This window comes from Streptomyces marokkonensis (assembly GCF_039539045.1).
GTDB classification, from domain to species: Bacteria; Actinomycetota; Actinomycetes; order Streptomycetales; family Streptomycetaceae; genus Streptomyces; species Streptomyces marokkonensis.
The window spans coordinates 1-2,879 of sequence record NZ_BAABCQ010000333.1 but is presented as its reverse complement, the minus strand read 5'-3'; the positions used below and the strand labels follow the sequence as shown (position 1 = coordinate 2,879).

The window sequence follows — 2,879 nt, the reverse complement described above, 5'->3', positions numbered from 1 at the left end:
CCCGCCGCGTCGACCTGCCCACCTACGCCTTCCAGCGCGAACGCTACTGGCTCGACGCCCCCGCCTCCACCGCCGGCGACATGCGAGCGGTGGGCCAGGGCCAGGCCGGTCACCCGTTCCTGGGTGCCGCCGTGCCACTGGCGGACGGCGACGGATACCTGTTCACCGGGCGGCTCTCGACCCACACGCTCCCGTGGCTGGTGGACCACGCCGTCGCCGGGGTCGCGCTCCTGCCGGGGACCGCTTTCGTCGAGCTGGCGATCACCGCTGCCGACACCGTGGGCTGCGACCTGCTGGAAGAACTGACGCTGGAGACACCGCTGCTCGTGCCCGAGCGTGGCGGCGTCGCCCTGCAAGTGCGCGTCGGCGCCGACGACGGCTCGGGCCGCAGACCGCTGACCGTGCACTCACGGAGCGAGAGCGGGCACGCCCACGAGGACGATGCCGAGTGGCCATGGGTCCGGCACGCGTCCGGCTCGCTGACCGCCGCCGCAGCGCAGCCCGTGGAGGGGTCGCTCGCCGCGTGGCCGCCCGCCGGTGCCGAGCCGGTCGACCTCGACGGCTTCTACGACCGCCTCGCCGGCCTGCGGCTCGACTACGGCCCCCTCTTCCAGGGGCTGCGCGCCGCGTGGCGGAGCGGGGACGACTTCTTCGCCGAGGTCGAACTGCCCGACGCGGAGGGGACGGACGCGGCCGCTTACGGCCTGCACCCCGCGCTGTTCGACGCTGCCCTGCACACGATCTGGCTGGGCGCGGTCGAGCCTGAGGCCGGAACGGGCAATGGACTGCTGCCGTTCGCCTGGAGCGGTGTGCGCCTGACGGCTGCCGGAGCTTCCGGCCTGCGGGTGAAGGTCACGCGCACCGGCTCCTCGACGGTGACGGTGACGCTGGCCGACGGCACCGGCGAGCCGGTCGCGCAGGTCGGCGCGCTGACGCTGCGCCCGGTGTCCGCCGACCAGTTGCGCGCTGGTGCCGGCACCGGTGACACCGTCCTCGGCCTGGAGTGGGTGCCGGTCGACCTGCCGGCCGCGCCGGACGGCGTGAGCATCGAGACGTACGAGAGCCTCGCCGCTCTGCGCGACATGGAAAGCGCACCCGACGCCGTCGTGGTGCCGTGCCCGGCGGGGACCGGCACCGACCTGGCCACCCGGGTCCACGAGGTCGGCCACGCCGTCCTGGACCTGCTGCAGTGGTGGCTGGCCGAGGAGCGCACCGCCCGCCTGGTGCTGGTCACGCGCACCGACGACCTGGCCCAGTCGGCGGTCCGCGGGCTGGTGCGTTCGGCGCAGAGCGAGCACCCCGACCGCATCGTGCTGGTCGAAGCAGCCGGAGACCAGCAGACGGACCCCGCCGGCGCTGTGGACACCGCCGCTCTCGCCCGGGTGCTGCCCGGTCTGCTCGCATCGGGTGAACCGCAGGCCGTGGTGCACACGGACGGCGAGGCCCGGGTGGCGAGGCTGGCCCGCGTCCCCGCGCCGGACGCGGAGCCGGAGCTGCCGGGCCTCGGCACCGGCACCGTCCTGCTGACCGGCGCGTCGGGAGGGCTCGGCGGGCTGCTCGCCCGGCACCTGGTCGCCGAGCACGGCGTACGGAGCCTGCTGCTCGTCAGCCGCCGCGGAGGGGACGCGCCCGGCGCGGCCGGACTCACCGCCGAGCTGACCGCGCGGGGCGCCGACGTCACATGGGCCGCGTGCGACGTGGCCGACCGAGATGCCGTCCGCGCCCTCCTGACCGGGCCCGGACGGAACCTGTCCGCGATCGTCCACACCGCTGGCGTACTGGACGACGGAACCATCGGCTCGCTGACCCACGAACGGCTGGACGCAGTGTTCCGCCCGAAGGTGGAGGCGGCGCTGAACCTGCACGACCTGGGCGGTGAACTGTGCGGTGACCTGGCCGCGTTCATACTGTTCTCCTCGGTCGCGGGCACCCTGGGCACGCCCGGCCAGGCCAACTACGCCGCCGCCAACACCTTCCTCGACGCCCTCGCCGAGCACCGCCGAGCCGCGGGTCTGCAGGCCACTTCGCTGGCCTGGGGCCTGTGGTCGCAGGCCAGCGAGAGCGCCATGACCGGCGGCCTCGACCACACCGATCTCGCCCGCATCAGGCGCATGGGCCTTGCCGCGATCCCCGCGGCGGACGGCCTGCGGCTGTTCGACGCGGCGCTGGCCACCGGCCGGGCGGTGGTTCTCCCGGTCCGGCTCGACACCTCCGTGTTCCGCGACGGGCAGGGCGGGACCGTGCCGTCGGTCCTGCGCGGCTTGGTGCGGGTCGCACCGGCGCGGCGTGCGGCGCGGACCGCGCCGAAGGGTTCGCTGGGGCAGCGGCTGGCCGGGTTGCCGGAGGCCGAGCGCGAGCAGGCGGTGCTGGACCTGGTGGTCACCGAGGTCGCCGCCGTGCTCGGACACGCCGGTGCGCAGTCGGTCGGTGCCGATGACTCCTTCAAGCAGATCGGGTTCGACTCCCTGACCGCCGTCGAACTGCGCAACCGGCTCAACGCGGCCGTCGGTATGCGCCTGCCCGCCACCTTGACTTTCGACTATCCGAACCCGATCGCCCTCGCCCACTACCTGACCGCCGAGGCCATGGGCTCCGGTGAGGAGGCGGCAGCCGCGCCGGTGGCCACGGCCGCGGCCGGTGGACCGGCGGACGAGCCGCTCGCGATCGTCTCCATGGCCTGCCGCTACCCCGGTGGCGTGCGCTCGCCCGAGGACCTGTGGCAGCTGGTGTTCTCCGGCCACGACGCCGTCTCGGACTTCCCCGACGACCGTGGCTGGGACGTGGAGAACCTCTACGACCCCGACCCCGACCAGTGGGGCACCAGCTACACCCGGGAGGGAGGCTTCCTGCGTGACGCGGCGGACTTCGACGCCGAGTTC

1 protein-coding gene is annotated in these 2,879 nt (G+C 74.5%); it reads left to right on the top strand.

Annotated elements, in window-relative coordinates; translation table 11 throughout:
* Nucleotides 1–2,879 (top strand): type I polyketide synthase (locus ABEA26_RS35590; RefSeq protein WP_345598162.1); only part of this gene is annotated, 2,879 nt, incomplete at both ends.